The organism is Endobacterium panacihumi (assembly GCF_050847465.1).
GTDB lineage: Bacteria > Pseudomonadota > Alphaproteobacteria > Rhizobiales > Rhizobiaceae > Neorhizobium > Neorhizobium panacihumi.
Genome location: NZ_JBOZRA010000005.1, coordinates 291,391 through 317,810, shown reverse-complemented (window position 1 = coordinate 317,810; position 26,420 = coordinate 291,391). Strand labels below are relative to the sequence as shown.

Sequence of the window (26,420 nt, the reverse complement as noted above, 5' to 3'; positions counted from 1 at the left end):
GCCTTTTGGAAAAGCAGGTTACTGCTGCGGCTGCTGCTGTTCCTGCTGTTCCTTGGTGGCTTCGTCGTAAGCCTTCTTCAGCGCTTCATCGGTGATTTCCACCTTCTGCTCTGCCTTGGCCTTTTCGAGAAGGGCCGAATACTTTTCCTGCATCACGAGCTGGCGAACCTGCGGCTCGACCTGTTCGAATGCCGGCGGAGCGGCTTCGCGCTTGTCTTCGACCTTGATGACGTGGAAACCGAACTGCGATTTGATCGGCGTCTTGGTGTAGGCGCCCTTTTCAAGGGTGAAGGCAGCTTCTTCGAACTCGGGAACCATGCGGCCCTTGGTGAAGTAACCGAGGTCACCACCGTCCGACTTGCTGGAATCTTCCGACTTGGCCTTCGCCAGTTCGATAAAATCCTTGCCTTCGTCGAGCTGCTTGATGATGTCCTTGGCCTCTTCCTCGGTCTTTACGAGGATATGACGGGCATGCACTTCTTCTTCCTTGGGAAGCGAAGCGATTTCCTTCTCGTAACGGGCCTTCACCTCTTCGTCCTTGACGGCGTCAAAAACTTCCTTGCGGAGGTAAGCATTGTGCAGCTCGCGTTCCTGAAGGAAAGCGAGACGCTTCTTGAAGTCGTCGGTCTTGTCGAGGTCCAGGGCCGCGGCGTTCTTGGCCAGCAGCTTCACGTCGATAACCTGCGAGAGAGCGGCAGCCTGTTTCTGGTCGTCGGGCAACTGCTGGTATTGCGGGCCGAGGCTGGAGGCAGCCATGTCCAGATCGGACTTGTGGATCTCGACGCCATCGACCTTCGCGACGACGGCATCTTCCTGCGCAAAAGAGGCGGAAGAGAAGGAGATCGCAGCAATCAGGGCAGTCGCTGCAAGAAGCTTATGGCGCAACATATAGAAACCTTTCGGGTTAGGCACCGGTATCTGCATGTCTTGATTCCGGCCGGGAACCTTCAAAAACACCGGATTGTGGCCATTCTGTATCGGCCGGAACCGTTGACATCATTCGGCCCCCCTCTTATCTGTCACGCAACTTCGCGTCCAGAAGAGTTTCAGGCGCAGCGGAGCATTTTGTTTGGTTTGAAGACCTTGCAATCAAGCGGTCCGCAACCATGGGACATGATTGAGAAAGGACCATTTGAATGGTCAGCTTCGGCGGCATCGCCCGCAAACTGTTCGGCTCGGCAAATGACCGCCGCGTCCGCTCCTACAGCTCCCGCATCCAGGCCATCGCCGCCCTCGAGGAAAAGACGAAAGCTCTGACCGACGAGCAATTGTCCGCCAAGACCGTCGAATTCCGCCAGATGCTGGCCGAAGGCAAGACGCTGGACGACATTCTTGCTCCGGCCTTTGCTGTTCTTCGCGAAGCTTCGCGCCGTGTTCTTGGCATGCGCCCGTTCGACGTTCAGCTCACCGGCGGCATGATCCTTCACGACGGCGATATCGCCGAAATGAAGACCGGTGAAGGCAAGACGCTGGTCGGCACCCTGCCGGTCTACCTCAATGCCTTGTCCGGCAAGGGCGTACACGTGGTCACCGTCAACGACTACCTCGCCAGCCGCGACGCCGCCACCATGGCGCGTCTCTACAGCTTTCTCGGCCTTTCGACCGGCGTCATCGTCCACGGTCTCGACGACGAGCAGCGCCGCGAGGCCTATGCCTGCGACATCACCTACGCGACCAATAACGAACTCGGCTTCGATTATCTGCGCGACAACATGAAATACGAGCGCGGCCAGATGGTTCAGCGCGGCCACAACTATGCGATCGTCGACGAAGTCGACTCGATCCTGGTTGACGAAGCCCGCACGCCGCTGATCATCTCCGGCCCGCTGGACGACCGCTCCGATCTCTACAACACGATCGACGCCTTCATTCCGATGCTGTCGGCCGAAGATTACGAGATCGACGAAAAGCAGCGTTCGGCCAACTTCTCCGAAGACGGCACCGAAAAGCTGGAAAACCTGTTGCGCCAGGCCGGCCTGCTGAAAGGCGAGTCGCTTTATGACGTCGAAAACGTCGCGATCGTTCACCACATCAACAACGCGCTGAAGGCTCACAAGCTCTTCACCCGCGACAAGGACTATATCGTCCGCAACGGCGAGATCGTCATCATCGACGAATTCACCGGCCGCATGATGCCGGGACGCCGTTTCTCCGAAGGCCAGCACCAGGCGCTGGAAGCCAAGGAAAAGGTGCAGATCCAGCCGGAGAACCAGACGCTCTCCTCAATCACCTTCCAGAACTATTTCCGCATGTACACGAAGCTTGCCGGCATGACCGGTACGGCATCGACGGAAGCGGAAGAATTCGGCAACATCTACAGCCTCGAAGTTGTCGAAGTGCCGACCAACCTGCCGATCCAGCGTATCGACGAGGACGACGAGGTCTATCGGACCGGCGAGGAAAAGTTCACGGCAATCATCAAGGAGATCCAGGAGAGCCATAAGCGCGGCCAGCCTGTTCTCGTTGGCACGACCTCCATCGAAAAGTCCGAACTGCTGGCAACCATGCTGCGCAATGACGGCTTTGAAAACTTCCAGGTCCTGAACGCCCGTTATCACGAGCAGGAAGCCTATATCGTGTCGCAGGCCGGTGTTCCGGGTGCCGTCACGATCGCCACCAACATGGCCGGTCGTGGTACCGACATCCAGCTCGGCGGCAATGTCGACATGCGTCTCGAGCGCGAGCTTGAAGGCATTGAGGACGAAGCCGAACGCAAGTCCATCGAAGCAACGGTTCGTGCCGAAATCAAGGAACTGAAGGCCAAGGCGCTGGAAGCCGGCGGTCTTTACGTCATCGCTTCGGAACGCCACGAAAGCCGCCGTATCGACAACCAGCTGCGCGGTCGTTCCGGCCGTCAGGGCGACCCGGGCCGTTCGAAATTCTACCTGTCGCTTCAGGACGACCTGATGCGCATTTTCGGCTCCGACCGCATGGACGGCATGCTGCAGAAGCTGGGTCTCAAGGAAGGCGAAGCCATCGTCCATCCTTGGATCAACAAGGCTCTGGAACGCGCCCAGAAGAAGGTCGAGGCCCGCAACTTCGACATTCGTAAAAACCTTCTGAAATACGACGACGTCACCAACGACCAGCGCAAGGTCATTTTCGAGCAGCGCCTCGAAGTGATGGACGCCGAGGACCTCACCGAGATCGTCGATGACATGCGCCAGGACGTCATCGACGCACTCGTCGGCAAGCATATCCCCGAGCGCGCCTATGCCGAACAGTGGGATGCCGCCGGTCTTCAGGCAGAAGTCGCCCGCCTTCTCAACCTCGAACTGCCGATCGTCGATTGGGCGCACGAGGAAGGCATCGGCGAGGACGACCTGCGCGAACGCATCACCGAGGCGGCCGAAAAGGCCAATGCGGAACGCACGGAACGCTTTGGCGCCGAAATCATGACCTATGTCCAGCGTTCGGTGACTCTGCAGACGCTCGACCACCTGTGGCGCGAGCACATCGTCAACCTCGATCACCTGCGCTCCGTCGTCGGTTTCCGTGGTTACGCCCAGCGCGACCCGCTGCAGGAATACAAGGCCGAAGCCTTCGAACTGTTCCAGGCGCTGCTCGCCAACCTGCGTGAGGCCGTCACCGCACAGATGATGCGCGTCGAGCTGGTCCAGAATCCGGAACCGCCGCAGCCGCCGGAAGTGTACGGCGAACATCATATCGACGCCTCGACCGGTTGGGACGAAGTGGCGAACCGTGATGGTCAGGATTTTGTCGCCGCGCCGCAGGACCGCCGTCCGGAAGACCCGTCCACATGGGGCAAGGTTGGACGCAATGAAAATTGCCCCTGCGGCTCGGGCAAGAAATACAAGCATTGCCACGGCGCCTTCGAAAACGCCTGAGCGACTTGAAACACTGAAAAAAATGCCGCCTCCGGGCGGCATTTTTTATTGGCTGGAAACCTGTGGAATTTAGAATTCCTGTTTAGCAGACATTGCTAATGGAAACAGTTTCTTAACGCTGTTCTGACAGTCTACACAGCTGTATATCTGCGTCATTGCGAGTATTGCGTGTCCCTGGTGACGGTCATCCAGTTTGCGGAGCGTCAGCTCCCGCATGTCTTGCGTCGGCGGGCCGCACCGGTCCTGTCCCGGCTGCAATCCGTGCTGACCGACGACAACGACACCGCTCGCTCGCAACGCATGGCGCTCATCGCCTTCGTGATCCGCGTGATCAGTGCCGGCATCGCCTTCCTCTCCCAGATCATTCAGGCCCGCCTGATGGGCGAATTCGAATACGGCATCTTTGCCTTCGTCTGGGTTCTGGTCGTGGTGTTCGGCAATCTCTCCTGCCTCGGCATGCACACGGCGGTCATCCGCTTCCTGCCGATACACCATTCCGAAAACGACCACAGTCTGGTGCGCGGCCTGACATGGACCGTGCGCGTCTTTGCCATGGTTTCAGCCAGCATCCTTGCCGCCATCGGTTTCGTCCTGCTGCATTTTGCCGGCGAAAAGATCGCCGAATACTGGATGATACCTCTGTTCCTCGCCCTGTTCACGTTGCCGATGATCGCGCTCGGCGACGTGCTCGACGGCACTGCCCGCGCCCATGGCTGGACGGTGACGGCGCTGTCGCCCACCTATATCATCCGCCCCGTCCTCATCCTCGCCTTCATGCTTTTGGCCGTCTGGATCGGCGAGCCGCGCACGGCAGTGACCGCGATGACGGCAGCGCTCGCCGCCACCTATGCGACAACGCTGTTCCAGTTCATCCGCATCACCTGGCGCCTGCGCAAAAATTACGGTCGCGGCGCATTGCGCTTCAGCATCCTGCCCTGGATGAAGTTCTCGCTGCCGATCTTCCTCGTCGACGGCATCGGTTTCCTCCTCACCAATTCCGATGTCGTCGTGGTCGGCCTTTACATGCCGCCGGATCAGGTCGGCGTCTATTACGCGGCAGCCAAGACAATCGCGCTCGTCCAGTTCGTGTACTTCTCCGTGAAGGCGGCGGCCGCGCCGCGATTCTCCGCCATCATGGCCGCCCACGACGATGAGGCGCTTGCAACCTTTGCCGGTCAGGCAGCCCGCTGGGCCTTCTGGCCGGCGCTCGGCGTCGGGCTGTGTGTTCTGGCGCTGGGAGAATTCCTTCTCTCCCTGTTCGGCTCTGCCTTCACGTCAGGCTACATCCTGATGGTCATTCTGTTTGCGGGTATCCTTTCGAAGGCATCGATCGGTCCGGGCGAGATCCTGCTCACCATGGCCGGAAAACAAAAACTCTGCGTCGCGCTTTATGCCGTGACACTGGCCGCCAATATCGGCCTCAACCTGACCCTCATCCCGCATTTCGGGCTGGTGGGCGCGGCATCGGCAACGGCCGGCGCGATGGTGGTGGAAGCCGTGCTTCTACACATCGCCGTGCGCCGCGTCCTCGGCATCGTGCTGTTTGCCTTTGCCGATCCGCGCCCCGCCCATAAAATCGCGAAAGCCAAATCATGACCCTGCCACCGATCAGCAACGATGTTTATCAGCAGGCTCCGGATGCACGCGAACTCACCCGCATCGAGCGACCGGATGCAGAAGTCACGGTCGATGTCGGCCGGTCCGGGCGCCACATGTCCATCTATCCGGCCGCGCTGGGCTACGATCTGCAGGAAGAACTCGACTTTCTCTCCAACCGCGTGATGGAGCCGAACATCTTCTTTTCCGGTCGCCTTCTGGCACCCGCCATGCCGCGTGTGGAAGATCGCGACGTCCGTCTGGCGCTGATCCGCGACGACCGCGATGGCCGCAGCCGCATGCGCCTGCTCATGCCCTATTCCGTCGAAAAGCCGGGCTTCTCCATGGGGCCGCCGATCATCCGCGTCTGGGCAAACCCGTTCGGTCCGCTTGGCACGCCGCTTGTTGATGCCGAGGATGCAGCCGAAACGATCGACAACCTGCTCGAGGCACTCGGCTCGCGTCAGGCAAAACTGCCGTCCATCCTGGTCCTGCCGGACCTGCGCCTCAACGGGCGTTTTGCGCAATTGCTGCGCGCCGTCGCCATCAGCCGTGAACTGCCGGTCAGCATTACCGGCCAGTACCAGCGCCCCATGCTGGAAAGTCTGCTCGACGGTGATGCCTATCTGAAACAGGCGATGACGTCAGGCCATCTGCGCGACATGCGCCGGCAGTGGCGCCTGCTCGAAAAGGAAGGCGCCCTCTCCTACAATGTCGCGCGCCAGCCGGCTGAAATCCGCAAGCGCACCGAAGAGTTTCTGTCGCTGGAAGCGAAAGGCTGGAAAGGCCGCAAGCGCACCGCCCTCATCAATGACCGCTACCGCGCCGCCTTCGCGCGCGAGGCGATCAGCAATCTCTCCGAAGCCGATGCCGTACGTATCCACACAATCGATTTCGAGGGCCGCGCGATCGCAAGCCTCGTCGTCTTCGTCATGGCCGGCGAGGCCTATACGTGGAAGACAGCCTATGACGAAAGCTATTCCCGCTTCTCGCCGGGCAAGCTCTTGATGATGAAGCTGACCGACTGGCATCTCGACGACGCCAACATCATGCGCACCGACAGCTGCGCCGTGCCGGATCACCCGATCATGAGCCGTTTCTGGGAAGAACGCGAGGAGATGGGCACGGTCCTGATCGGCCTGCGCTCGAATGTCGACCGCGACATGCGCCAGGCGGCCAGCCAGCTGCATTTTTACCGCAACACCCGCAACGTCGCCCGCATGCTGCGGCAGAAGATCATGGCGATCGCCGGCCGCCACGGCTGAGGCATCCAGGGCGGTTCTGCCGATCGCATTTTGCGGGCATAAAAAAACCCAGGGCCGAAACCCTGGGTTTTTCGGGAGGTTATTGTTTAGCGCTTGGCGCTGGCGTTCAAAAGCTTGCAGAGCGAAACCAGCGATGCGTCGTAGCCGCCGCCGCTCAGCACGCCACGGCAGGTGATCAGCAATTTCTTGCGCTCGGTGCTCGACATCCGGTTATAGGCCTGCAGAGCAGCCGAGGGTGTTCTCGGGCCGGTGCTGGTTCCAGGCGAGGTCACACCGGGGGTCGTCCCGCCGGGGGTCACGCCACCCGGGGTCGTTCCACCGGGAGTCGTGCCGCCTGGGGTCGTGCCGCGGCCGCCGATACCGACGCCGACATTGGCACTGGTTCCGCCAACCGAAGCATTGACGTTGGCGTTGATACCACGACCGCCGCCAATCGCGGCGCCGACACCGGCATTCACGCCACCGGCACCGCCGATCGACGCCGTGGTGCTTGCATCGATACCGTCTCGACCAAGAGCAGCACCGACACCGGCACTCAAGCCGCTCGTACCGCCGACATTGGCGCCAAGGCCCGCATTCACGCCGTTCCCGACATTGGCGCCGAGGCCCGCATTGACGCCGTTGCTGCCACCGACCGATGCGCCGACACCGGCGCTCACGCCATTGCTGGTGCCGACACCGACGCCGGCATTCACACCGTTTGCACCGCCGGCAGACGCGCCGACGCCAAGGCCGCCGCCGCCAACACCCACGCCGGCATTGATGCCGCCAACCGATGCACCGATACCAAGACCGCCATTGCTGCTGCCAACGCTGACACCGCCGAGACCGCCAAGCCCCAGCCCGCCGCCGTTACCACCGCCCAGACCACCAAGACCGCCGCCGCCACCAAGACCGCCGCCACCACCACCGCCAAGCGCTTGCGCAAAGGCGCCAGATGCAACCGGAAGCAAGAGACATACAGACAGAACCAGAACTTTACTCGACTTGCGCATGTCATTCTCCTCTCAATACCTCGGCGTTTGCGAGGCTGTGAGTGTAGTAGAGCATGTTTTTCGATTTCTGTTTTAGCTTTACATAATTCAACCAAAGCAAGAATTAATTGCTGCAACGCACCCGGAAAATGCGTTTCAAATCGAGACATTTTTCGGGTTTTAGGGTGCGATGATACCTCTGGCGACCTTCGATGACACACCAACAGATATTGGGGAATGACCGCTGCAAGAACCAGATAACGGTATTTCGATGGCTCGGCACCCGAGGAACAACCCGTCTCTTGCGCAAAGCGGATCAGGCGAAGGCTGTCATGCCAAGGTTTTCCCGCCACAGGCGCTTATACGATGAAAGCCGGGTTTGCGGGAAAGGCTCGGCCCGCCGAAATGCGGTGGGCAGCAACCGCACGCCTGTCAGAAGTGCCGCTCCGGCACTCGTTCCCGTCGAACCGGAGACGGCCAGGACGTCGCGAGCAGTCAGGGCCGCAAGCAGCCGAAGATAGATTGCATTCCCGGCAAAAGGCCCCTCGACAATCGTGTCCCCACCGGCACCCAGCAGATCGAGGCAGGCGTCGGTCATCAACGCAGCATACAGCGATGCCAGCGCATGCGCTTCGGCAGCGGTTTCGACCCGCCTGCCCACCATTTCGTGTTCCCTGTCAGGAAACGGGCCAGTCCCGTGAACAATGCTCGGCAACAGCATGCGGCCGGATCTCAGCAGGTCCGCAACCGCGGAGGTGACATCATCGGACGCAGGTTGCGGCCAATCCGAGGTGAGCATTTCGAATTCACGTCCGCCCATGAAACGGGAGGATGGAACGGCACGACCGTGGGCATCGACATTGGCAAGCGTATCACGCGCGGGATCGAGCCCGGCGATCTGACCACCGACGGCAAAGCTGACGACCCAGGTACCGGTAGAGACTACGGAGAACGGAACCTCGCGCTCAAGCAGATGCGGCAACAGCGAGGCATTCGAATCGTGAATGCCGCAGAAAACCGGCACAGCCCCGCCGAGCCCCTGCTTCTGCGCGATCTCAGGCAGGACAGGACCGATAGCGTCGAAAGCCGATCGGACAGGCGCCATCAGATGGCGGATGCCAAGCGCATCGACCAGTGCCGAATATTCACCGCGGCTTGGCTGCCAGAGATCGGTATGGCAGCCGAGCGAGGTTACCTCGTTTGCCGCAATACCGGTCAACCGAAAGGCCCAGTATTGTGGATAGGTCAGGATCGTCGCCACGCGGGCGAATTTTTCCGGAAAGTTCGCTTTCTGATAGTGAAACTGTGCGCCGAGATTGAGACCGCCGGAGAGCGGTGGCGACGCGGTTTCCGTAAAGGGGGGCCGCAACGATGCGTAAGCCTCACGGATCGGTTGCGGATAACTGTGCTCATAATCCAGAACCGGCAGCGCCAGTGCTCCATCCGCATCCAGCAAAGCGGCGCAGGCACCATGCGTGGTGATGGAAATGGCATCGTAACCCGGCTCGATAGCGAAGCGCGCCAGAGCCGCAAGCATGAAAGACCAGATGCCATCGACGTCATAATGCGGATATGGCGGGCCTGCGACAACCCGGTTCGGCATTTTGACCGCCGCCACTTCGCCACCGCTCGCGACATCGACCACAACGACCTTGGCATTGGTCTTGCCGATATCAAGAACCGCAATACGTCTGAAATCACTCCCCCCAAAATCACTCATGGCAGATGAAACACCGTCACGAGATCGCTCTCGACCGGCGAATTGTCCGGGTTGCTCTCCATGATATCGGCCATATGCGCCCACCAGCGTTTCATCACCGGATGCTCGGGCAGGCTTGCCATGGAATGATCGACCGGACGCGACAGCACGCCAAAGAGAATGTTGGTTTCGCGGTCGAGATGGATCGAATAATCACGCACCCCCGCCTCCCGCAACAACGCGCTGAGCTCCGGCCAGATCTCGTCATGACGCTTGCGGTATTCCACCTCCATGCCCGGATGAAGTTTCATCTTGAATGCGTGTTTTTCCAAAATCATGTGTTTCTCATATGCCTGATGCGCCGGGCCACGATGGGCAGCGCGATGGTGATGATCAAAAGAAGGCCGACAAAAATCGACATGACGATGCCCGGCACATTCAAAAGGCCAAGGCCGAACGTGACGAAGCCCATGACGAAAGCGGCAATCACGACACCGGCAATCGTGCCGGCACCGCCAAGAATAGAAACACCGCCAAGCACCACCATAGTCACAACCTCCAGCTCCCAGCCCTGAGCAATAGACGGTCGTGTCGAACCCAGCCGTGATGTAAGACAAACGGCGGCGATGCCGGACATCAGACCGGTCAGCAGAAAGAGCTTGAACTTGATGCGCTCCACTGGAATGCCGGAAAAGCGCGCGGCAAATTCATTGTTGCCGATCACATAGATCTGGCGGCCGAAATTGGTGGCGTGCAGCAGAATGCCGAAGATGACGGCCAGCACGATGAACAGCACGAATTCGAACGAAAACACCCAGACAACATAACCCTGCCCGAAAAAGGCAAAATCTGCGGGATATTTGCCATAGGCCTGATCACCCAGCACGATATAGGAAATGCCGCGAAACAGGCTCATCGTACCGATGGTGACGACGATGGACGGCAGTTTCAGCACGGAAACCAGCGTGCCGTTGATGGCGCCGCAGGCAAGCCCGACACCGATGCCGATCGCCACCAGCCCCGGCGTGCCGATACCCATCTGCGCCGCCGCCCCCATGGCGGTGGAGGCCAGCGCAATGATGGCGGCAACCGACAGATCGATCTCACCGGCAATGACGAGCATCGCCATGGCAAAGGCGATCATCGCCTTTTCGGTGAAATTGAATGTAGCGTCGGACAGGTTCCAGGCATTGAGGAAGTATGGCGAGGCAAACGAGTTGGCGACAAAAATCACCACCGCCACGCCGAACAACAGCACTTCCCAGCTGCCGAGCAGACGGCTGACCGGCGTGCCGAGACGATCGGGAATTTTTTGCCGCGCGCGCGGCTCTTCACTCTGGTTTTCGATGATCGCGTCACTCATGCGGAAACCTCCTTGGCGCCTCGATCGCGCAGAATGATACGCCCGGCCCGACGTTCGGCGCGAGCGTTGAAGACGACGGCGAGCACGATGACGATGCCGGAAATGGCCATCTGCGCAAATGGTGAGATACCGATGACAGGCAGTGCATTCTTGATGACGCCAAGAAACAGCGCGCCGAGCACCGCACCGGCAACCGAACCGATACCGCCGGCAATGGAAATGCCGCCGATGACGCTCGCCGCCACCGTATCAAGCTCGAAGCCGGCCGCGACATCGACATAGGCGACCGCATAACGCGACACCCAGAGATAACCGGCAAGGCCCGCTAAGGCTCCGGAAAGAACGAAGGCGAAAAACCGCGTCTTGCCGATATCGATGCCGGCATAAACGGCAGCGGTCGGATTGCCGCCGGAGGCATAGGCGGCCCGGCCGAACGGCGTGCGGGTCAGCCCCCCCCACATCAGAAGAACGATGACGATGGCAATCCACGACAGGAGCGGCATGCCGAGCACCGAGACACGCGGGAAATTGAGAAAACCGGGCGTCATCTGATGCGAATTGACCCAAGCGCCACCGGAGAGAACGAAGGCCATGCCGCGATAGATGGTGAGCGTGCCAAGCGTCACCACGATCGGCGGGATCTGCAAAGCCCAGACGAGATAACCGTTGATGGCGCCCAGCACTGCACCGATGCCGATTGCCAGTACCACCAGAAGCGCCAGCGGCAGGCCCGGATAGGCGGCATCCAGCATTGCCACCGCCATGCCGGTGAAGGCGAGATTGGCAGCGACCGAAAGGTCGATCGATTTCGTCAGGATCACCGTCATCTGGCCAAGCGCCAGAATGATCAGGATCGAGGTGTCGTTAAAGATATTGGCGAGATTGCCGGGTGTCGCGAAACCGGGCGCACGCGTGGCAAAACCGGCCACCATGATGGCGATGATGCCGACCAGAAGAAGTTCGCGGTGTTTCAGGAGTTTTTTCATCGTCGCGTCCTCACGCATTTCCGGTGGCGGCGCGCACCAAAGTCTCGGCGCTCAACTGATCACGATCGAACATGCCGGCCATCAGCCCCTCGCGCATGACCAGAACACGATCCGACATACCGAGAATTTCCGGCAGTTCCGACGAGACCATGATGATCGACAGACCTTCCGAGGCGAGTTCGCTGATGAAGCCGTGGACGGCGGCCTTTGAGCCGATATCGATGCCCTTGGTCGGTTCATCGAGGATGATCACTTTTGGCAGCGTCGCCAGCCATTTGCCGATCACCACCTTCTGCTGATTGCCGCCCGAAAGCGTGCCGACCGGCACGGAAAGGGCAGCAGCGCGCAGATCCAGCCGCTCGGCATATTTGCGCGCCAGAGCCAGCTCGTTGGCAGCCTTCAGGAAACCTGACCGCGAAGTGCGGGCAAGCGAAGGCAGCGACATGTTCTGAAAGATCGGCATGGGCAGCGCCAGACCATGACGGCCACGCTCTTCCGGCACATAAACGATACCGGCGGCAATCGCATCGCGCGACGAACGGATCTTGAGATCCTCTCCTTCTAGCGCAAGACGCCCGGAAGACGGTTGCGACACACCGAACAGCGACTGGCAAAGCTCGGAGCGACCGGCACCGATGAGCCCGTAGACACCAAGAATCTCGCCACGCTTCAGATCGAAGGAAATGTCGCGATATTCGGTCGGGTGACAGTAGTTTTCGACGGACAGCACCGTCGCACCAATCGATACCGCCACCTTGGGAAAGATGTTTTCGACATCGCGACCGACCATCATCCGCACGATGGCATCCTGCGGCGTATCGGCCAGACGGCCATGCCCAACAGCGCGGCCATCACGAAACACCACGAAATTTTCGGCAACTTCATAAAGCTCATCGAACTTGTGGCTGATGAACAGGATCGCCTTGCCCTGTTTCTTCAGGCCCTCGACGATACGAAAGAGGTCATCGATTTCCTTGCGGGATAGGGCGGCTGTCGGCTCATCCATGATGACGATACGCGCCTCGACCGACAGCGCGCGGGCTATCGCCACGAGGTGTCGCTGCGCAATCGACAGATCCTTGAGCCGGATGGTCGGGTCGATCTCGCTTTCCAGCGCATGCAGCAATTCGCCGGCACGCGTATTCATGGTCTTCCAGTCGATCAGACCGAAACGTTTTTTCGGCGCATGGCCGAGAAAGATGTTTTCCGCCACCGTCAACTCGTCGAACAGCACGGTTTCCTGATGGATGGCCGTGACACCGGCATCGATCGCATCCTGCGCACTGGCAAAAGCGACCGGCTGGCCGTCGATGACGATCTCGCCTTCGCTGGGCCGATAGATACCGGTCAGGATTTTCACGAGCGTCGATTTGCCGGCACCGTTTTCACCAATAAGGGCGGTGACTTCGCCGGCATGCAGTGAAATGCTGACGCCATCCAGCGCCTTCACGCCCGGAAAAATCTGCGAAATGCCGCGCATTTCCAGAACAGGCATTGGCCTGACGGGCGTTGCATCCCCAACAGGAAAAGTCTCCGCGCCGGTCTTTTCGACTGCAGTCATCATCACATCTGCCATTTGAAAATCATGGTCGGCCCGGCGCCAGAAATGACGCCGGACCTCGAAGTCCCGGGAGGGATCAGAAAATCTTCGAGAACTCGTCGATATTCTTGGCGTCGTAGATGAACGGATCGGCCATGGCGGCTTCGCCCTTGTCGTCGATCTTGATCTTGCCCATGCGGCCGGCCTCGATTTCCGAACCCGGCTTGCCGTCGGCATCACCCTTCACGAGGTGATAGGAAATCTGGGTGGCGGAATAACCGAGGTCGATCGGGTTCCAGATCGCAAACTCCTTCGTCGCACCCGACTTGATGGCACCCGCCATTTCGGACGGAAGGCCGAGACCGGTGACAAACACCTGGCCGATCTTGCCGGCATCCTTCACCGCCTGCGATGCAGCCAGCACACCAACCGTGGTCGGCGCAACGATGACCTTGACGTTCGGCTGCGAGGTCAGAAGCCCCTGCGCTTCGCGATAGGATTTGTCGGCAAGGTCGTCGCCATAAACCGTCGTGACGAGGTTGAGCCCGGCAAAATCCTTCAGCTGCTTTTTCATCTCGCCGATCCAGATATTCTGGTTGGTCGAGGTGGTGGTGGCTGACAGGATGGCGAAATCGCCCTTGCCGCCTTCAAGATGGCTGGCGGCCAGCTGCAGGCACATCTTGCCGATCAACTCGTTGGACGACGGGTTGAGCTGCAGGATACGGCCTTCCGGTGCAACGCCCGAATCCCACGAGATGACCTTGATTCCACGCTGCGCCGCCTTTTTCAGCGCCGGCACGACCGCATCCGGGTCATTGGCGGAAATGGCGATGGCATCGACGCCTTGAGCGATCAGCGAATTGATCACCTCGATCTGGCCTTCCGCCGTCGTCGAGGTCGGGCCGGTATAGATGATCTCGACACCGCCGAGTTCCTTGGCGGCTTCCTGCGCGCCCTTGTTGGCGGCTTCGAAAAAGCCGTTGCCGAGCGATTTCACCACAAGCGCGATCTTCATGTCGGCGGCGGACGCCGCGGACGACATCATCACCACGGCCAGTGCCGCGCCCAAAGCCAGTTTTTTCGCAAGTTTCATGTCAATTCTCCTCCCAAAGATTGAACCGGTTTCCATTTCCTCCCGCGCGCCCTCAAGCGACCGACGGGGTATCCTCCTCATCCGCCTGAGCGGCATTGCCCGCCCCTGCAATGATCAGTCGCACGCCGGCATCCTCCACCATGCGCATCGATTCTTCCGAGATACCGTCATCCGTGATGATGGCCGTCACCCGCTCCAGCGGGCACAGGATCATGCTCGAGCGCCGCTGGAATTTCGACGAATCGACCAAGACGATCAGCTCTTCCGCCTGTTGCATCAGCTTCTGTTCGCTCTGGATCACCAGCGCATCCGGCTCCATGATGCCGAGCGGGCCGATGCCCTGCGCGCCGATAAAGATGCGGCGGGCATAAAAATTGCGGATCGCGTCATTGTCGAAAGGCGACAGGATCAGGCTCTGCTCGCGATAGATCGTGCCGCCCGGCACGGTCACATTGTTCTTGGAATGCTTGACCAGATGTTCGGCGATCGCAAACGAATTGGTCATCACCTGCATGCGCCGCAGCGCCATGTAATGCACCATCTGGAAGGTCGTCGTGCCGCCATTGATGATGATCGACTCGCCTTCCTCGCACAGTTCGACGGCCTGACGCGCGATTGAGCGTTTTTTATCGATATTGACCGATTCCGACACCCGGAACGAACGCGCAGCCAGCTGGCCGATCTGCGGTGGATGCATCGCTTCCGCCCCGCCCCGCACACGACGCAGCTTGCCCTGAACATGCAGGGACGCGATATCGCGCCGGATCGTCGCCTCGGACGCGTCCGTCAGATCGGCAATATCCTGCACCGTGATCACAGGCTTTTCCTGGATCGCGCTTAAGATGATGCGATGGCGTTCGCGTTCGTGCATGAGGTCCTCCTGATGCCAACTATTGTCAGTTTCTGAAACTTGTCAATCATCATCGATCACGAATATTCCTGTTGCGACGCAACATGATTGATTTTGATCGAACACGATTGACAAGCGCCAAGCGAGTGCGCGATATCCTGTCGCACACGCCGCGCCGGAGGACTAGCGCTGCCAGGAGACAACGTCAGGGAGGACGACATGTCGGGCCAGATCCGCCTACTCGATAACCGCTGGGATGATGCTTACGCCGCAAAGCTCGATGAGCCGGGCAAACTGCTCTATCGCTCCAACCTTCTGGGCAGCGACAAGCGCATCACCAATTACGGTGGCGGCAACACCTCGGCAAAAGTGCTGGAAACCGATCCGCTGACCGGCGAAAATGTCAAGGTCATGTGGGTGAAAGGCTCCGGTGGCGATGTCGGCACCATCAAGCTTGACGGTTTCTCCACCCTCTACATGGACAAGCTCGAAGCCCTGAAAGGCATCTACAAGGGCGTGGAAGACGAAGACCGCATGGTCGGTTTCCTGCCGCACTGCACCTTCAATCTCAACCCGCGCGCTGCCTCGATCGACACGCCACTGCACGGTTTTGTACCCTTTGCGCATGTCGATCACATGCACCCGGATGCGATTATCGCAATCGCCGCCTCCAAGAATTCCCGCGAACTGACCCAAAACATCTTTGGCAGCGATATCGGCTGGCTGCCCTGGCGCCGCCCCGGTTTCCAGCTCGGCCTCGATCTCGAAGCCTTCGTGAAGGCCAACCCGACCGCCAAGGGCGTGGTTCTCGAAAGCCACGGCCTGTTCACCTGGGCCGATGATGCCAAGGATTGCTACCTGCTGACGCTCGAAATCATCAACAAGGCGATCGAGTGGTTTGCCAAGGAAACGGACGGCAAGGCCATTTTTGGCGGCGCCGTCGCGAAAAGCCTGAGCGCAGACGAACGCCGCGCCATCGCGGCAAGACTGATGCCGGAAATCCGTGGCCGCATCGGCAATTCGGAGCGCAAGCTTGGCCATTTCGATGATCAGGACGCCGTGCTCGAATTCGCCAACTCGAAGAACCTCGCGACCCTCGGAGCCTTGGGCACCTCCTGCCCCGACCACTTTTTGCGCACAAAGATCCGTCCGCTGATCGTCGATTTCGATCCGGCGAAACCGGATACGGATGCCGTGATCGCCGGCCTCGACAAGGCGTTGGACGATTACCGCGCCGATTACACCCGTTATTACGAGACCTGCAAACACGACAACTCACCAAAAATGCGCGATCCGAACCCGGTCATTTTCCTGGTTCCGGGCGTCGGCATGCTGTCCTTTGCCAAGGACAAGGCGACGGCCCGCATCGCCGGTGAGTTCTACGTCAACGCCATCAACGTCATGCGCGGTGCCTCAACCGTGTCGGAATATCAGGGCCTGCCGGAACAGGAAGCTTTCGATATCGAATATTGGCTGCTGGAAGAGGCAAAGCTGCAGCGCATGCCCAAGCCAAAGAGCCTTGCCGGCCAGGTCGCCTTCGTCACCGGCGGCGCCGGCGGCATCGGCCGCGCCACTGCGGCGCGCCTTGTCGGTGAAGGCGCCTGCGTGGTTCTGGCCGATATCGACCAGACCGCGCTCGACGAAGCCCATGCCGATTTCGTAAAACGTTTTGGCGCTGACGCAATACGCGGCGTACAGCTGGATGTGACGTCGGAAAACGCCGTCGAGAAGGCGTTCACGGAGGCCACCGTCGAATTCGGCGGCATCGATATCCTCGTTTCCAATGCCGGCATCGCCTCTTCGGCACCGGTGGAAGACACGACATTGGCCATGTGGAACAAGAATATCGACATTCTGGCCACCGGTTATTTCCTTGTGTCGCGTGAAGCGTTCCGCCTGTTCCGTCGCCAGAAACTGGGCGGCAATGTCGTTTTCGTCGCCTCGAAAAACGGCCTCGCTTCCTCGCCCAACGCATCCGCCTATTGCACGGCCAAGGCCGCCGAAATCCACCTCGCCCGTTGCCTGGCGCTGGAAGGGGCCGATGCCGGCATCCGCGTCAACACGGTCAACCCGGATGCGGTCCTGCGCGGCTCAAAAATCTGGAGCGGCGAGTGGCGCGAACAGCGGGCCACCTCCTCCAAGATCGACGTCAGCGAGCTGGAGGAACATTACCGCAAGCGCTCGATGCTGAAGCTCAACGTGTTCCCGGAGGACATTGCCGAGGCCATCTATTTCCTCGCCTCCGATCTTTCCGCGAAATCGACCGGCAACATCATCAATGTCGATGCCGGCAACGCGCAGAGTTTTACGCGCTAATATAGGCACATTTGCACCTGCCTTTCCTCCAGACACGGGAGTTGAAGGAAGACGGAGAGAGCGCGGCATAGCCCTTCTCCCCGCCTGCGGGGAGAAGGTGGCGGTAGCCGGATGAGGGGCAGCCGCAGTTCACAGCATTTCGGGAGGATTTTTTTGACATGACCACACTCAAGATCGCCGCCGACACCGTCGACAAGGACAATGAAGCGCGCCTCACCGCCCTCACATTCGATTATGCGGCACTCGGCGACAACCTGTCCCGCCGTGGTATCGATATCGAAATCATCACCCAAAAAGTCTCGGAGTTTTTCGTGGCCGTCCCCTCCTGGGGTGTCGGCACCGGCGGCACCCGTTTTGCTAGGTTCCCCGGCAAGGGCGAACCGCGCGGCATTTTCGACAAGCTCGACGACTGCGCCGTCATCAACCAGCTGACCCGCGCGACGCCAAATGTCTCCCTGCACATTCCATGGGACAAGACCGATCCGAAGGATCTCATCGCCAAGGGCGAGGAGCTTGGCCTCGGTTTCGACGCCATGAATTCCAACACATTTTCCGACGCGCCGGACCAGAAACATTCCTACAAATACGGCTCGCTCAGCCACACCGACGCCGCCACCCGCGCGCAGGCCGTCGAACACAACATCGAATGTATCGAGATCGGCAACGCGATCGGCTCCAAGGCCTTGACGGTCTGGATCGGTGACGGTTCCAACTTTCCGGGCCAGAGCAATTTTACCCGCCAGTTCGAGCGCTACCTGTCGTCGATGGCGGATATCTACAAGGCGCTGCCGGATGACTGGCGGCTGTTTTCCGAACACAAGATGTACGAGCCGGCCTTCTATTCCACCGTCGTGCAGGACTGGGGCAGCAACCTGCTGATTGCCCAGACGCTCGGCGAAAAGGCTTTCTGCCTTGTCGATCTCGGCCACCACGCGCCCAATACCAATATCGAGATGATCGTCGCCCGCCTCATACAGGCGAAAAAACTCGGCGGTTTCCATTTCAACGATTCGAAATACGGCGACGACGACCTCGATGCCGGTTCAATCGAGCCCTATCGCCTGTTCTTGGTGTTCAACGAGTTGGTGGACGCCGAAGCGCGTGGCGTAAAAGGTTTTCACCCGGCCCACATGATCGACCAGTCGCACAATGTCACCGACCCGATCGAAAGCCTGATTTCCAGCGCCAACGAGATCCGCCGCGCTTACGCGCAAGCTCTGATCGTCGACCGCGCGGCGCTCGACGGCTTTCAGGAAGACAATGACGCACTGATGGCAACCGACACGCTGAAACGCGCCTACCGGACCGATGTAGAACCAATCCTCGCCGAAGCCCGCCGCCGTACCGGCGGAGCGATCGACCCGATCGCCGCCTTTCGCGCCAGCGGGTATCGCGCCAGGGTGGCGGAGGAGCGTCCCGCAGTCGTGGGCGGCAGCGGCGGCATAATCTGATCAGACAGGAAACGAACCGAATGGCGGCGCGTTGCAAGACGCGCCGTTTGTCATTTGAGGCGGAAAGCAAAATTGAGACGCAGCGATGATGGTGCGCATAAGCGACCAAACAATCACAGCCGCAACACCAGACTAATCGGCCTCCACGATGGACCATAACCATTCGAACAGCTGAACAAAGTCCTGACCTGTCCGCCCGAAATCATCAATCATCATGGAAATCTGATGGTGGGCATAGATGCCCGCCAGCACCAGGACCAAAATCACGATCCACGGCCAGATCGGCGGCTTTCGCTTATCCGGCTGGTTTTCATGCTTGCTTGACGCGCTGTCGTCCAAAGTTGAAGGTCCTATATCCCAAGAGATTTCCGAATCCTGTCCCTGCCCAACAGTTCACAGATGTCGGCAACGAGATCGCGCAGATAATAGCGGAGATTTCGGAGGGTCAACTGAAGACAAACGATGGCGTCTTCCATGCCTGACAGCAGCAGATAAAAATCTGGCACGCCGAACATAAATAAAACTTTGAATTACTTAAAGATTTCTGGTGCCCCGTGCCGGAATCGAACCAGCACTCCTCTCGGAACCTGATTTTGAGTCAGGCGCGTCTACCAATTCCGCCAACGGGGCATTCCAAGTGAGTGATCGGCCTCTAGCATGAGTGCGCCGACGCGGCAAGACGCCTTCGCCACCTCTTGGCAGCACCACCGAAAAAATCTCTGCCGTCTTCAAGCCGCCGCAAGGGCGCGCTTCACGAAACTGTGCCATGCGCTAAGCCAATCTGCGACGGCATGCCGATTTACAGCGATCACACATAAGCTTAAAGCAGCGGCAAGCATCGCCATGCCATGATGGGCACGATGCCGCGTGACACACAGCAGGAGACGCCCATGGCGCATGCAGCATCCAGCGGTTCCATCCGCAGCATTCCGCAGATCGCGTTCCCCCTTCTCCTGACCTTCGGTATGGCCGTCGTCATTCTGAGTGCGCTCGCCTTCCAGCATATCGGCGGCTACATGCCCTGCCATCTCTGCCTGATCCAGCGCGATCCCTATTATTACGGCATTCCGGTCGGCATCCTTGCCATCGGCACCATCGCCTTCAAGCTGCCCTCCTGGACCGGACGCGTGCTGTTGGCCCTGATCGGCCTGATGATGCTGGTCGGCGGCGCCATCGCGGTTTATCACTCGGGCGTCGAATGGGGCTTCTGGGCCGGTCCTTCCAGCTGCACCAATCCGGCCGGTGCGGTCACCACCAACGCAGCCGGTCTTCTCGATGACCTCAACACCATACGCGGCCCTTCCTGCGATGCCGCAGCGCTGCGTGTTCTCGGTCTCTCCATGGCCGGCTGGAACGTCCTGACCAGCGCCGCATTGGCAGTGCTTGCCTTCGTCGGCGCCTTCCGCAAAACGGCTTGACCCGTTCTTCCCCGATGAATTGAAAAGACCGCCAAAACGCTGATCGCTGGCGGTCTTTTTCATCAGAACGGAAAACAGCTTTTTCGTGCCTCTGCCTTACGGCTGCAGTTCCGTATCCCAGTAGAGATAGTCGACCCAGCTTTCGTGCAGATAGTTGGGCGGAAACAGCCGGCCATTGTTGTGCAGGTCCTGCACGCTCGGGGCATAGGGTTTCTGGTGCGGGAACATGCCGGCCTGTTTCGGCAGCTTGCTTCCCTTTTTCAGGTTGCAGGGCGAACAGGCGGCCACGACATTCTGCCATGTCGTTTCGCCGCCATGGGCGCGCGGAATGACATGGTCGAAGGTCAGGTCGTTGTGATCGCCGCAATACTGGCACTCGAACTTGTCGCGCAGAAACACGTTGAAGCGGGTGAAGGCCGGATTGCGGGTCGGCTGCACATAGGTTTTCAGGCTGACGACACTCGGCAGGCGCATCGAAAAGCTGGGGGAAGACACCGCGTGGTCGTATTCGGCGATGATGTTCACACGGTCAAGGAAAACCGCCTTGATCGCGTCCTGCCAGGACCATAACGACAAGGGATAATAACTCAGCGGCCGATAGTCAGCGTTCAGGACGAGCGCCGGCAAGGCCTGCGGGGAGACTGCAATCGTCAAGTGACGCTCCTACCCGATTCGGCATCTATCTCCTCTATATTAGGACCGTTGTTACAGGAATGTGAAGCCAAGAAATGCAGGCACTTGGCTGATAGGCGAATCAGTCACAGCCAATCTCGCAAACATGTGCCGAATCAGAGCGTCGGCAGGGCATCTCGGCGCATATGGGTGGCGTAATAAGCCCAGAACAGCCTTGCGGCGACCGAACGCCAGGGCGACCAGATTGTGGCCATCTGCCGCAATTGTTTGGACGATGGCCGTGCCTCGAGCGCAAAGGCATGCGCCACCGCCGCCTGCAAGGCCACGTCACCGCTCGGAAAAACATCCGGGTGCCCGCCGCAGAACATCAGATACACTTCCGCCGTCCACGGTCCGATGCCCGGCAGCGCCGTCAGGCCGGCAATGGCCTCGTCCGGCGGCAGTTGCAAAAGCGCGTCGAGATCGACACGTTTTTCCGCGATGGCTTCGGCCAGACCGGCCAGCGTTTTCGCCTTGGCGCGCGACAGGCCGAACGTGGCGGAAATTTCTGGCGAGATCGCCAGATAACCGGCAGGCGTCACCATGCCTTGCGCCAGAATGCGGTTCCAGATCGCGGCAGCACTGGCCTTCGACACCATCTGCGAGACGATGATGGAGGCAAGGCTCGCGAAACCCGGCTCGCTCAGCCGCAACGGCACGGCGCCGGATGCGGCAACAACCGTTTCGAGACGCGGGTCGAGCTCGACCAGATAGGTCAAGCCGGTTTCGATATCGCTCATGTCTCGGATGGTTGTCATGAAACCCTGTGGAATGAGTTTTTATGCGCGGACTTGACCAAGTCCCCCGAACGCAAGCAAATCGCGCATGCCTTCGAATGTCCACCCAAAACCTGTCTTTCGTTTCGCGCCGAGCCCCAACGGGCTTCTGCATCTCGGCCATGCCCTGTCCGCCATCCTCAACCACGACATGGCGCAACAGGCGGGTGGGCGCTTTCTGCTGCGCATCGAAGATATCGACCTCACCCGCTGCACGCCGCAATACGAACAGGCGATTTTCGAGGACCTGGCATGGCTAGGCCTGACCTGGGAAGAGCCGGTCCGAAAACAATCGCAGCATTTCGATGCCTATGCCGAAGCGCTGGCGCGGCTGGATGCCATGGGGCTGATCTATCCCGCCTTCCTGACACGAGGCGAGGTCAAGGCGATCGTGGCGGACCACGAAAAGACCGGCAGACCATGGCCTCGTGATCCCGACGGTTCACCGCTTTACCCTGACAGGGACAAGCTGCGCTCCGCCAACGAGCGTCAGTCGCTGATGCAGCAAGGCATCCGCCATGCATGGCGGCTGGACATGGCAAGGGCGCTGGCGACGATCAGTGAACCGTTGACATGGCAGGAGACCGGCGACGGAGAACGCGGCAGCATTCCCGCCGGCCCTGCCGCATGGGGCGATATCATCCTGTCGCGCTCGGATGCGCCTTCCAGCTATCACCTCTCAGTGGTGGTGGACGACGCCCTGCAAGGCATCACCAATGTGGTGCGCGGGCTGGATCTGTTTCACGCCACATCCGTACACCGGCTTTTGCAGACATTGCTGAACCTGCCGCAACCGCTCTACCATCACCATCGGCTATTGCTGGATCAAGACGGCAAAAAACTCTCGAAAAGCAGCGGTTCGACCGGGCTTGCACACTTACGCGAAAACGGCCGCTCAGCGGCCGATATCCGCCACCTTGTCGGCCTCTAGAGTTTGGCTCGACCCGGCGTCGGCCGGATCACGGCCACCGGCGCCGGTCACCTCCCCCGGCATTTCGCCCGTGCGCAGATGATGGGTCACCACGGAATAGACGCGGTATTTCATCAGCGCCGCATTCACTTCCGCGCCGAGCATGAAGATCACGCCGACCATGTAGAGAAACACCAGCACGATCATCACCGAGGCAAGGCCGGCGTAGGTGGCCGCGTAAGTGGCGAAGGTAGACAGGTAGGAGGCAAAGGCAAAGGCGCCGCCGGCCCAGAAGACAATGGTCAGCAGCGCGCCCGGCAAAATATCGACCAGCCGCCGGCTACCGGCCGGCAGCCATTTGTGCGAGGCGATCAAGCCGATCACCACAATCGCCACCGTGCCGTAGATACCGTAAGTGCTGTAGTTCATCAGCCCACCGAGCCAGTCCTGCAATTGCGGAAACCGCGTGCCGGCAAAGCGCAAGGCGATGGGAATGGCAACGAGCAGAATGCTGATCGCCGCAAACACCACGACAACCACCACGATGTAACCAAGGCTGGCCAAACGGGTAACGTACCAGGCGCGGGTTTCGCTGACGCGGTAGGCGCGATTGAGCGAGATGCGCAGCGCCTCCACGCCATTGGAGGCAAAATAGGCGGCCGCCAGAACAGATACCGTCAACAGGCCGCCGCGCGGAATTTCGAGCACACGCTGGATTTCGGCCTGCAGCGGATCGGCGATATCCGCCGGCCATGCGTCAAACAGCAGATGGATGGAGGTCGATGAAAACGTGCTGGCGCCGAGAAAACCGGCAAGCGCGGTCCCGAAGATCAGGAACGGGAAGAGCGCCAGCAGACCGGACAGCGCCACATGGCTCGCCATCGCCCAGCCATCGTCCTCGTGGAAATGGTTATAGGCATCCGACAGGACCGTATAGGCAAGGCTGTACCAGGCGGTTTTGCGCATTCTCTCCGGACAGGTTTTTTGGCACCCGCCGCTCCGTTGTTTTCCACCCTGAAATATGGGAAATCCCCGGGCGTTGTACAGGATCTATAGTTCCGAATGAGCATGAAGGTTTGCAGAACATGACCGAGCGGCGCACCATCATCGTCACCGGCTGTTCATCCGGCATAGGCGCTTATTGCGCGCGGGCATTGAAGGCCGAAGGCTGGCGTGTTTTTGCGACCGTACGCAAGCAAGAAGACCTCGCGGCGCTCGAAGCCGACGGTATCGAAGCCCTGCTGATGGATTACACGAAAACCGAAACCATCGCCGCGCTGGTAGAGACAGTCACAACGCGCACTGGCGGCCGCATCGACGCACTGTTCAACAACGGCGCTTATGGCCAGCCGGGCGCAGTGGAGGACCTCACCACCGATGTGCTGCGCGTCCAGTTCGAAACCAACGTCTTCGGCTGGCACGAACTGACGCGGCGGGTCATCCCCATCATGCGGGCCCAGGGCCATGGCCGCATCGTCAACTGCTCCTCCATCCTCGGCCTCATCCCCTATCGTTATCGCGGCGCCTACAATGCCTCCAAATTTGCGCTCGAAGGTCTGACGGTGACGATGCGCATGGAACTCGACGGTTCCGGCATCCATGTCAGCCTGATCGAACCCGGCCCGATCGCCTCGCGTTTCACCGCCAATGCGCTCGAGGCCGTGCGAAAAAATATCGACCTCGAAAATTCCGCCCATGCGCAGGAATACAAACGCCAGTTGGCGCGGCTGGATGGTTCAGGCCCGGTCAATCGCCACAAGCTCGGGCCCGAAGCCGTTCACAAGGTGCTGATACACGCCTTGACCGCACAGAGGCCAAAGCCACATTATCTCGTCACCAAACCGGCAAAACAGGGCATGTTGTTGAAATGGTTTTTGCCCGCAGACCTTTTCTACCGGCTGATGCGCAAATTTGACTGAACAATAACGACAAGAAAATCCGGGAGGCGCCAAAAATGTCCAGTTTCACCACCGTTCTCACGGTGATCGTCATGGGCCTCGTGGCGCTCGTGCTGATCCGCGGCCTGTTCAACATGGTCAAGGGGCAGGATGCCAACCGTTCCAACAAGCTGATGCAGCTGCGCGTGCTGCTGCAGGCTGTCGCCATCGGCCTGATCATGCTCACGTTGTGGCTGTCCGGCGGTGGCCGCTGATGGTCAAGCTCAACAAGATCTATACCCGCACCGGCGACAATGGCACGACCGGCCTCGTGGATGGCCCGCGCCGCTTCAAGCACGATCTGCGCGTCGAAGCCTATGGCACGGTGGACGAGACCAATTCGCTCATCGGCATCGCACGCCTCCACACCGGCGCCATGTCCGCGCTCGACCCGATGCTGTTCCGCATCCAGAACGACCTGTTCGACCTCGGTGCAGACCTTGCCACACCCGATACCGGCACGCCGCCGAAATACGAACCACTGCGCATCGTGCAGTCGCAGGTGGACCGGCTCGAGGCCGAAATCGACCGCCTGAACGAAAGCCTTGATCCGCTCACCTCCTTCGTTCTTCCCGGCGGCAGCCCGGCCGCGGCCAACCTGCATGTCGCGCGTGCGACATCACGGCGAGCCGAACGCATCATGGTGGCGCTGGCGCAGCAGGCAGACGAGGTCGTCAGCGAACCGGCACTGAAATACATCAACCGGCTCTCCGACTTCCTGTTCGTGGCCGCCCGTTATGCCAATGGCAACGGCAAGGCCGATATTTTATGGGTGCCGGGGCAAAATCGCTGAACAGCTTTGCCATCGCGCGGTACTCCGGGAGGATGGAATGGCGTTATGACAAATCGACACGCCCGATGTCGGGCAAGCACATTGTGTTCGCTCAAAAAAATGCTTACCCATGTCGTCAATTGACAACTGAACGCGTGGGAGACGTCGCATCTTGCGGCGGCGTGATGTCCAAAGGAAGGAAGCCATGAAGATCCTTGTGCCGGTAAAACGTGTGGTCGATTACAACGTAAAAATCCGGGTGAAACCGGACAATACGGGTGTCGAACTGACCAACGTGAAGATGTCGATGAACCCGTTCGACGAAATTTCCGTCGAGGAAGCGCTGCGTCTGAAGGAAGCCGGCAAGGCGGAAGAGATCGTCATCGTATCGATCGGCCCGGCGAAGGCGGAAGAAACCATCCGCACCGCTCTTGCCATGGGCGCCGATCGCGGCATCCTGATCGAGACCGACGAAGCCGTCGAGCCGCTCGCCGTCGCAAAACTGCTGAAGGGCGTGGTCGAGGCTGAACAGCCGGGCCTGGTCATCGTCGGCAAGCAGGCGATCGACGACGATTCGAACCAGACCGGCCAGATGCTGGCAGCCCTGCTCAACTGGGGGCAGGCAACGTTTGCATCCAAGATCGACCTCGGTGCCGACAAGGCGACCGTGACCCGCGAAGTCGATGGCGGACTGCAGACGATCGACGTCAAGCTGCCGGCCATCGTCACCTCCGACCTGCGCCTCAACGAGCCGCGTTACGCCTCGCTGCCGAACATCATGAAGGCCAAGAAAAAGCCGCTCGACAAGAAGGCGCCGGCCGATTTCGGCGTCGATGTCGCGCCGCGCTTGAAGGTTCTGAAGACGGAAGAGCCGGGCGGCCGCAAGGCCGGTATCAAGGTTAAGTCGGTTGAGGAGCTGGTGTCCAGCCTCAAGACCGCTGGCGTGATCTAACG

At 59.9% G+C, this 26,420-nt stretch carries 24 protein-coding genes and 1 tRNA gene; 11 read left to right on the top strand and 14 right to left on the bottom strand.

Going from position 1 to position 26,420, the window contains the following annotated elements:
- Window positions 1-18 precede the first annotated feature (18 nt).
- Window positions 19-888: a peptidylprolyl isomerase gene (locus tag ACRQ1B_RS21530; protein ID WP_432296156.1), complete on the bottom strand. Its 870-nt coding sequence runs from the start codon at window positions 886-888 to the stop codon at window positions 19-21.
- A 248-nt stretch (window positions 889-1,136) separates the two neighbouring features.
- Here ACRQ1B_RS21530 and secA point away from each other — a divergent pair, with 248 nt between their 5' ends.
- The 3 genes from secA (at window position 1,137) to ACRQ1B_RS21515 (ending at window position 6,709) form a co-directional block, all read left to right on the top strand.
- Complete coding sequence (secA, locus tag ACRQ1B_RS21525) at window positions 1,137-3,848, top strand: preprotein translocase subunit SecA (RefSeq protein ID WP_432296094.1); 2,712 nt, start codon at window positions 1,137-1,139, stop codon at window positions 3,846-3,848.
- Between the two features lie 177 nt (window positions 3,849-4,025).
- Entirely contained in the window at window positions 4,026-5,444 is a 1,419-nt protein-coding gene (locus tag ACRQ1B_RS21520) for a lipopolysaccharide biosynthesis protein (protein WP_432296155.1), read from the top strand.
- Entirely contained in the window at window positions 5,441-6,709 is a 1,269-nt protein-coding gene (locus ACRQ1B_RS21515; RefSeq protein WP_432296093.1) for a GNAT family N-acetyltransferase, read from the top strand. Before ACRQ1B_RS21520 ends, ACRQ1B_RS21515 begins: the two co-directional genes overlap by 4 nt.
- An 86-nt stretch (window positions 6,710-6,795) precedes the next feature.
- Here ACRQ1B_RS21515 and ACRQ1B_RS21510 read toward each other — a convergent pair whose 3' ends face one another.
- The 8 genes from ACRQ1B_RS21510 to ACRQ1B_RS21475 all read right to left on the bottom strand — a co-directional run bounded on the left by ACRQ1B_RS21510 (window position 6,796) and on the right by ACRQ1B_RS21475 (window position 15,235).
- Window positions 6,796-7,704, bottom strand: coding sequence for a hypothetical protein (locus ACRQ1B_RS21510; protein WP_432296092.1), 909 nt, complete (start codon window positions 7,702-7,704; stop codon window positions 6,796-6,798).
- Window positions 7,705-7,999: 295 nt separating this feature from the next.
- A complete protein-coding gene (locus tag ACRQ1B_RS21505; RefSeq protein ID WP_432296091.1) occupies window positions 8,000-9,403 on the bottom strand; it encodes an FGGY-family carbohydrate kinase in 1,404 nt (467 codons plus the stop codon).
- Window positions 9,400-9,720, bottom strand: a complete 321-nt coding sequence (gene rhaM, locus ACRQ1B_RS21500; RefSeq protein WP_432296090.1) for an L-rhamnose mutarotase — start codon at window positions 9,718-9,720, stop codon at window positions 9,400-9,402. Before rhaM ends, ACRQ1B_RS21505 begins: the two co-directional genes overlap by 4 nt.
- Window positions 9,717-10,745 carry an ABC transporter permease gene (locus ACRQ1B_RS21495; RefSeq protein WP_432296089.1) on the bottom strand — a complete coding sequence of 343 codons (1,029 nt, stop codon included), beginning with the start codon at window positions 10,743-10,745 and terminating at the stop codon, window positions 9,717-9,719. The genes rhaM and ACRQ1B_RS21495 overlap by 4 nt, the downstream gene beginning before the upstream one ends.
- A complete protein-coding gene (locus ACRQ1B_RS21490; protein WP_432296088.1) occupies window positions 10,742-11,731 on the bottom strand; it encodes an ABC transporter permease in 990 nt (329 codons plus the stop codon). The genes ACRQ1B_RS21495 and ACRQ1B_RS21490 overlap by 4 nt, the downstream gene beginning before the upstream one ends.
- A gap of 10 nt (window positions 11,732-11,741) precedes the next feature.
- Complete coding sequence (locus ACRQ1B_RS21485) at window positions 11,742-13,295, bottom strand: sugar ABC transporter ATP-binding protein (RefSeq protein WP_432296087.1); 1,554 nt, start codon at window positions 13,293-13,295, stop codon at window positions 11,742-11,744.
- A gap of 73 nt (window positions 13,296-13,368) precedes the next feature.
- Window positions 13,369-14,364 carry a rhamnose ABC transporter substrate-binding protein gene (gene rhaS, locus ACRQ1B_RS21480; protein WP_432296086.1) on the bottom strand — a complete coding sequence of 332 codons (996 nt, stop codon included), beginning with the start codon at window positions 14,362-14,364 and terminating at the stop codon, window positions 13,369-13,371.
- Between the two features lie 52 nt (window positions 14,365-14,416).
- Window positions 14,417-15,235, bottom strand: coding sequence for a DeoR/GlpR family DNA-binding transcription regulator (locus ACRQ1B_RS21475; protein WP_432296085.1), 819 nt, complete (start codon window positions 15,233-15,235; stop codon window positions 14,417-14,419).
- Between the two features lie 198 nt (window positions 15,236-15,433).
- Here ACRQ1B_RS21475 and ACRQ1B_RS21470 point away from each other — a divergent pair, with 198 nt between their 5' ends.
- Entirely contained in the window at window positions 15,434-17,530 is a 2,097-nt protein-coding gene (locus ACRQ1B_RS21470; protein ID WP_432296084.1) for a bifunctional rhamnulose-1-phosphate aldolase/short-chain dehydrogenase, read from the top strand.
- Window positions 17,531-17,688: 158 nt separating this feature from the next.
- Window positions 17,689-18,981, top strand: a complete 1,293-nt coding sequence (gene rhaI / locus ACRQ1B_RS21465) for an L-rhamnose catabolism isomerase (protein ID WP_432296083.1) — start codon at window positions 17,689-17,691, stop codon at window positions 18,979-18,981.
- Window positions 18,982-19,113: 132 nt separating this feature from the next.
- Here rhaI and ACRQ1B_RS21460 read toward each other — a convergent pair whose 3' ends face one another.
- Both ACRQ1B_RS21460 and ACRQ1B_RS21455 read right to left on the bottom strand, forming a co-directional pair.
- Window positions 19,114-19,320 carry a hypothetical protein gene (locus ACRQ1B_RS21460; RefSeq protein ID WP_432296082.1) on the bottom strand — a complete coding sequence of 69 codons (207 nt, stop codon included), beginning with the start codon at window positions 19,318-19,320 and terminating at the stop codon, window positions 19,114-19,116.
- 206 nt (window positions 19,321-19,526) lie between these two features.
- Window positions 19,527-19,611, bottom strand: a tRNA-Leu gene (locus ACRQ1B_RS21455).
- Window positions 19,612-19,871: 260 nt separating this feature from the next.
- Between ACRQ1B_RS21455 and ACRQ1B_RS21450 the strand changes: the two genes are divergently transcribed.
- A complete protein-coding gene (locus tag ACRQ1B_RS21450; protein WP_432296081.1) occupies window positions 19,872-20,399 on the top strand; it encodes a disulfide bond formation protein B in 528 nt (175 codons plus the stop codon).
- A gap of 96 nt (window positions 20,400-20,495) precedes the next feature.
- On the opposite strand, the gene ACRQ1B_RS21445 is transcribed toward ACRQ1B_RS21450, so the two are convergent.
- Entirely contained in the window at window positions 20,496-21,053 is a 558-nt protein-coding gene (locus tag ACRQ1B_RS21445; protein WP_432296079.1) for an HNH endonuclease, read from the bottom strand.
- Between the two features lie 134 nt (window positions 21,054-21,187).
- Window positions 21,188-21,829, bottom strand: a complete 642-nt coding sequence (locus ACRQ1B_RS21440) for a DNA-3-methyladenine glycosylase family protein (RefSeq protein ID WP_432296078.1) — start codon at window positions 21,827-21,829, stop codon at window positions 21,188-21,190.
- Window positions 21,830-21,896: 67 nt separating this feature from the next.
- Here ACRQ1B_RS21440 and gluQRS point away from each other — a divergent pair, with 67 nt between their 5' ends.
- Complete coding sequence (gene gluQRS / locus ACRQ1B_RS21435; protein WP_432296077.1) at window positions 21,897-22,778, top strand: tRNA glutamyl-Q(34) synthetase GluQRS; 882 nt, start codon at window positions 21,897-21,899, stop codon at window positions 22,776-22,778.
- Here gluQRS and ACRQ1B_RS21430 read toward each other — a convergent pair.
- Window positions 22,743-23,723 carry a YihY/virulence factor BrkB family protein gene (locus ACRQ1B_RS21430; protein WP_432296076.1) on the bottom strand — a complete coding sequence of 327 codons (981 nt, stop codon included), beginning with the start codon at window positions 23,721-23,723 and terminating at the stop codon, window positions 22,743-22,745. The genes gluQRS and ACRQ1B_RS21430 overlap by 36 nt on opposite strands.
- A 119-nt stretch (window positions 23,724-23,842) precedes the next feature.
- Here ACRQ1B_RS21430 and ACRQ1B_RS21425 point away from each other — a divergent pair, with 119 nt between their 5' ends.
- The 4 genes from ACRQ1B_RS21425 to ACRQ1B_RS21410 all read left to right on the top strand — a co-directional run bounded on the left by ACRQ1B_RS21425 (window position 23,843) and on the right by ACRQ1B_RS21410 (window position 26,418).
- Complete coding sequence (locus ACRQ1B_RS21425; RefSeq protein ID WP_432296075.1) at window positions 23,843-24,676, top strand: SDR family oxidoreductase; 834 nt, start codon at window positions 23,843-23,845, stop codon at window positions 24,674-24,676.
- Between the two features lie 35 nt (window positions 24,677-24,711).
- Window positions 24,712-24,909 (top strand): twin transmembrane helix small protein, encoded by a 198-nt coding sequence (locus ACRQ1B_RS21420; RefSeq protein ID WP_112729151.1) that lies wholly within the window; start codon window positions 24,712-24,714, stop codon window positions 24,907-24,909.
- On the top strand, window positions 24,909-25,487 hold the full coding sequence (locus ACRQ1B_RS21415; RefSeq protein ID WP_432296074.1) for a cob(I)yrinic acid a,c-diamide adenosyltransferase: 579 nt from the start codon (window positions 24,909-24,911) through the stop codon (window positions 25,485-25,487). Before ACRQ1B_RS21420 ends, ACRQ1B_RS21415 begins: the two co-directional genes overlap by 1 nt.
- A 184-nt stretch (window positions 25,488-25,671) precedes the next feature.
- Window positions 25,672-26,418 carry an electron transfer flavoprotein subunit beta/FixA family protein gene (locus ACRQ1B_RS21410; protein WP_432296073.1) on the top strand — a complete coding sequence of 249 codons (747 nt, stop codon included), beginning with the start codon at window positions 25,672-25,674 and terminating at the stop codon, window positions 26,416-26,418.
- The last annotated feature ends 2 nt before the right edge of the window (window positions 26,419-26,420 follow it).

Coding starts and splice junctions, on each gene's coding strand:
- rhaM (WP_432296090.1), bottom strand. CDS start 9,720: ATGATTTTGGAAAAACACGCATTCAAGATGAAACTTCATCCGGGCATG.
- ACRQ1B_RS21515 (WP_432296093.1), top strand. CDS start 5,441: ATGACCCTGCCACCGATCAGCAACGATGTTTATCAGCAGGCTCCGGAT.
- ACRQ1B_RS21440 (WP_432296078.1), bottom strand. CDS start 21,829: ATGACAACCATCCGAGACATGAGCGATATCGAAACCGGCTTGACCTAT.
- ACRQ1B_RS21485 (WP_432296087.1), bottom strand. CDS start 13,295: ATGATGACTGCAGTCGAAAAGACCGGCGCGGAGACTTTTCCTGTTGGG.
- ACRQ1B_RS21450 (WP_432296081.1), top strand. CDS start 19,872: ATGGCGCATGCAGCATCCAGCGGTTCCATCCGCAGCATTCCGCAGATC.
- ACRQ1B_RS21420 (WP_112729151.1), top strand. CDS start 24,712: ATGTCCAGTTTCACCACCGTTCTCACGGTGATCGTCATGGGCCTCGTG.
- ACRQ1B_RS21410 (WP_432296073.1), top strand. CDS start 25,672: ATGAAGATCCTTGTGCCGGTAAAACGTGTGGTCGATTACAACGTAAAA.
- rhaI (WP_432296083.1), top strand. CDS start 17,689: ATGACCACACTCAAGATCGCCGCCGACACCGTCGACAAGGACAATGAA.
- ACRQ1B_RS21495 (WP_432296089.1), bottom strand. CDS start 10,745: ATGAGTGACGCGATCATCGAAAACCAGAGTGAAGAGCCGCGCGCGCGG.
- ACRQ1B_RS21510 (WP_432296092.1), bottom strand. CDS start 7,704: ATGCGCAAGTCGAGTAAAGTTCTGGTTCTGTCTGTATGTCTCTTGCTT.
- ACRQ1B_RS21530 (WP_432296156.1), bottom strand. CDS start 888: ATGTTGCGCCATAAGCTTCTTGCAGCGACTGCCCTGATTGCTGCGATC.
- ACRQ1B_RS21505 (WP_432296091.1), bottom strand. CDS start 9,403: ATGAGTGATTTTGGGGGGAGTGATTTCAGACGTATTGCGGTTCTTGAT.
- ACRQ1B_RS21490 (WP_432296088.1), bottom strand. CDS start 11,731: ATGAAAAAACTCCTGAAACACCGCGAACTTCTTCTGGTCGGCATCATC.
- rhaS (WP_432296086.1), bottom strand. CDS start 14,364: ATGAAACTTGCGAAAAAACTGGCTTTGGGCGCGGCACTGGCCGTGGTG.
- ACRQ1B_RS21415 (WP_432296074.1), top strand. CDS start 24,909: ATGGTCAAGCTCAACAAGATCTATACCCGCACCGGCGACAATGGCACG.
- ACRQ1B_RS21470 (WP_432296084.1), top strand. CDS start 15,434: ATGTCGGGCCAGATCCGCCTACTCGATAACCGCTGGGATGATGCTTAC.
- gluQRS (WP_432296077.1), top strand. CDS start 21,897: ATGCCTTCGAATGTCCACCCAAAACCTGTCTTTCGTTTCGCGCCGAGC.
- secA (WP_432296094.1), top strand. CDS start 1,137: ATGGTCAGCTTCGGCGGCATCGCCCGCAAACTGTTCGGCTCGGCAAAT.
- ACRQ1B_RS21425 (WP_432296075.1), top strand. CDS start 23,843: ATGACCGAGCGGCGCACCATCATCGTCACCGGCTGTTCATCCGGCATA.
- ACRQ1B_RS21475 (WP_432296085.1), bottom strand. CDS start 15,235: ATGCACGAACGCGAACGCCATCGCATCATCTTAAGCGCGATCCAGGAA.
- ACRQ1B_RS21430 (WP_432296076.1), bottom strand. CDS start 23,723: ATGCGCAAAACCGCCTGGTACAGCCTTGCCTATACGGTCCTGTCGGAT.